Source organism: Sphaerisporangium rhizosphaerae, from assembly GCF_042665155.1.
In the GTDB taxonomy this organism is placed as follows: Bacteria; Actinomycetota; Actinomycetes; order Streptosporangiales; family Streptosporangiaceae; genus Sphaerisporangium; species Sphaerisporangium rhizosphaerae.
This window is the reverse complement of sequence record NZ_JBHTCG010000074.1, coordinates 1-3400: the sequence shown is the minus strand read 5'-3', so window position 1 is coordinate 3400 and position 3400 is coordinate 1. Positions and strand designations below refer to the sequence as shown.

Below are 3400 nucleotides of genomic sequence, written 5' to 3'. Positions count from 1 at the left end.
CACCGGCAGTGAAGTTGAACTGGTTCTGGTTGGGCTCGGTCGCGTCGATCTTCATCTCGTTCTCGGCCGTCACCATGTTGAACTCACGGTTCGCGATGGTCGTGTACGCCGAATCACCAAGCCGCCCCGAGGCGATGGCCGTACCGAAGTACCGCCCGCTCTGCGCCGCCGCCGCACCCAGCGTGCTCGCCGCGGCGTCGGCCGGGCCCGGCAACGTCAGCGCCGTGACCGTGCCGAGCACGCCGAGAGCACCGGCGAGCACGGCCCGCAGACCGCGGAAGGGTCGCCGGTTCCCCGGCGGGTGTGTGACGTATGCGCCCATGCCTGAGCCTCCATAAGGGATCGCGGAAGAGCGGGAAGCGGGAGAACATGCGGGACACGCCCGCGGCCCGACGCCGCATCCCTGCCACAGAGACGCACACCACCAAGACGTCGCCGAAGGCTCCCGCCACGCACCACCGAGTCGGCGGCGGAACCTACTCCGGACTCAGTGTGGAAACCATCCCGAAACACGTCAAGACCGCAGCCGAAACTTTCGAGGGCCCCTCGGCGCGACAAACCCCGCACACCAGGCCTTACAAAAATGCCCCCGCCGTGAAACTTGCAGACACCCCCCGAATCCTGGGTCGGGGTGGCTGAAAGTTTCAGCACAAGGCGGTGGGCGCCGCCGTGCGACGGCGGCGATAACACCAGATCGACAGCCCCGGCGGCCCGCCCGCCCACGGCGCGGCGCGGCGCCGACCCTTGACGGCGCGTCCCGGTCTCGTATTTGCTCCGCCCACACCACCGCCGCACACGACGGAGAAGGGAGCCGGCCGACACGGTCGATTGTTAACGCTAACAAGAACGCACTTCCCCTAGGCATGCCGGCGACCGGAGTGCCGCGTCCGCTGGGACAGACACCACTTCCCAGCGGTCCACCGGTCGCCGGCATCCCAATACCTGAAGGCTGTTAACGCTCTCTTGGCCGACCCGACGCGGTCGCCGGTGCCTGAAAGAGGTTGAGCATGGTGATGTGGAGACGATGGCTGACCGCCGCGCTGCTGGCCGTCGCCGTCGTGGCTGCGGGAACGGCGACCGGGATGGGCGTCGCCAGCGCCGAGTCCAACGGCGGAGTGCGGGTGATGCCGCTGGGTGACTCGATCACCGAGGGCACGCAGGTGCCCGGCGGATACCGCATCGGGCTGTGGCAGCGCCTGGCCTCCGGCCGCTACACGATCGACTTCGTCGGATCCCAGTTCAACGGGCCGGGCAACCTCGGCGACCACGACCACGAGGGACACCCCGGCTGGCGCATCGACCAGATCGACGCCAACATCACCGGCTGGGCCCGCACCTACAACCCGCGCACCGTCCTGCTGCACATCGGCACCAACGACGTGCTGCAGAACTACAACGTGTCCAGCGCCCCGCAGCGGCTGTCCACCCTGATCGACCACATCACCGCGGCCGTGCCCAACGCCGACGTGTTCGTCGCCACCATCATCCCGCTGTCCAACTCCGGCCAGGAGAACTCCGTCCGCACCTTCAACGCGGCCATCCCCGGCATCGTCCAGAGCAAGGTCAGCAGCGGCAAGCACGTCTACCTCGTCGACATGCACAGCAAGCTCACCACCGGCGACCTGATCGACGGCATCCACCCCACCGCCAACGGCTACGACAAGATGGCCGCCGCCTGGTACACGGCTCTGCAGTCGGTCTCCGGCAGCATCGGCCAGCCCGGCGGCTCGAACCCCACTCCCACTCCCACTCCCACTCCCACGCCGACGCCCTCCACCACGAGCGCGATCCGCGGCGTCGGCTCGGGCAGATGCCTGGACGTCGCCAACGTCTCGCAGGCCAACGGCGCGCAGGTGCAGATCTGGGACTGCAACGGGCAGGCCAACCAGCAGTGGGCGCCGACCGGCAGCGGTGAGCTGCGGGTGTACGGCAACAAGTGCCTGGACGTGTCCAACGCGAGCACGGCCGACGGCGCGCAGGTGGCGATCTGGGACTGCAACGGGCAGAGCAACCAGCAGTGGCGGTTCAACTCCGACGGCAGCATCACGGCCATCGGCGCGAACAAGTGCCTCGACGTGCCGAACTACTCCACCGCCAACGGCGTCAAGCTGCAGATCTGGTCCTGCAACGGCGGAACCAACCAGCGTTGGACCCGGGTCTGACGCTCCCTCATCGGCCCGGCGGGCGGCGCTGACCGCCGTCCGCCGGTGCCCACCACCCTTCCGCCGCTCCCGTACCGCCGCGCCCCGCTCCTGCGCCCCTTGAGTGAAAGGCAGACCGATGAGACGGCATTTCCGGGCACTCGCCGGCATGGGCGTCGCCGCGCTGGCCGCGGCCGTGATCACGGCGGTGTCCATGGTCGCGGCGCCGGTCCCGCGAGCGTCGGCGGCGACGCTGACCCAGGTGACCAACTTCGGGTCCAACCCCGGCAACCTCCCGATGTACATCTACGTGCCCAACAACGTGTCCGCACGGCCAGGCGTCCTGGTCGCGATGCACGGATGCAACGGCACGGCTCAGGGCTTCTACCAGGGCACCGAGTTCGCCTCGCTGGCCGACCGCTACGGGTTCATCGTCATCTACCCGCAGGCCAACAAGAGCGCCAACGGCCTGTCCAGCTGCTTCGACGTGTGGTCGAACGAGGCTCTGCGCCACGCCGGGGGCAGCGACCCGGTCTCGATCGTCTCCATGGTCAACTACACCCTGCAGCGCTACAACGGCGACCCGCAGAGGGTGTTCGCCACCGGCTTCTCCTCCGGCGCGATGGAGACCAACAACCTGCTGGCCACCTACCCCGACGTCTTCGCGGCCGGCGCGCCCTTCTCGGGCGTGCCCTACGGCTGCCTCGGGCCGGCCGGGTGCGGGGACAAGACGCCGCAGCAGTGGGGCGACCTGGCGCGCGCCGCGTACTCCGGCTACACCGGGCCGCGGCCACGGGTCATGGCCTGGCACGGCACCAACGACTCGGTGCTGAACTACACCATGCTGCAAGAAGAGGCCGACCAGTGGACCAACGTGTGGGGGATCGGCCAGACCGCCACCTCCACCACCACTCCGCAGTCCGGGTGGACCCGGCGGGTCTTCGGCTCGGGCCAGGTCGAGGCGTGGACCATCTCCGGCGCCGGCCATGACCTGCCGCACACCGGAATGGGCATCTACGCGATCCGCTTCTTCGGTCTCGACGGCACCGTGAACCCCACTCCCACGCCGACCCCGACGGTCACCCCCACCGTCACGCCGACTCCCACGCCGACTCCCACGGGGCCCGGCGGCAGCGGTCCGATCAAGGGTGTCGCGTCCGGGCGGTGCATCGACGTGCCGAACCGTTCCACCACCGACGGCACCGCGGTGAACCTGTGGGACTGCAACGGCCAGACCAACCAGAGCTGGTCGTCCACCT

Annotated in this window: 3 protein-coding genes; 2 read left to right on the top strand and 1 reads right to left on the bottom strand. The window is 69.1% G+C overall.

What is annotated here, in order from left to right:
* On the bottom strand, positions 1–241 hold a 241-nt coding region (locus tag ACFQSB_RS40040; protein ID WP_380832569.1), incomplete at its 3' end, for an endo-1,4-beta-xylanase.
* A 766-nt stretch (positions 242–1007) separates the two neighbouring features.
* Here ACFQSB_RS40040 and ACFQSB_RS40035 point away from each other — a divergent pair.
* The gene (locus ACFQSB_RS40035; protein WP_380832567.1) at positions 1008–2162 is read left to right on the top strand and encodes a lectin; all 1155 of its coding nucleotides are present in this window, start codon (positions 1008–1010) and stop codon (positions 2160–2162) included.
* Between the two features lie 118 nt (positions 2163–2280).
* The coding region (locus tag ACFQSB_RS40030) for an extracellular catalytic domain type 1 short-chain-length polyhydroxyalkanoate depolymerase (RefSeq protein WP_380832565.1) at positions 2281–3400 on the top strand (1120 nt) is incomplete at its 3' end.

Excerpts from the sequence above, each read along its gene's own strand:
- ACFQSB_RS40035 (WP_380832567.1), top strand. The coding sequence starts at position 1,008 with ATGGTGATGTGGAGACGATGGCTGACCGCCGCGCTGCTGGCCGTCGCC.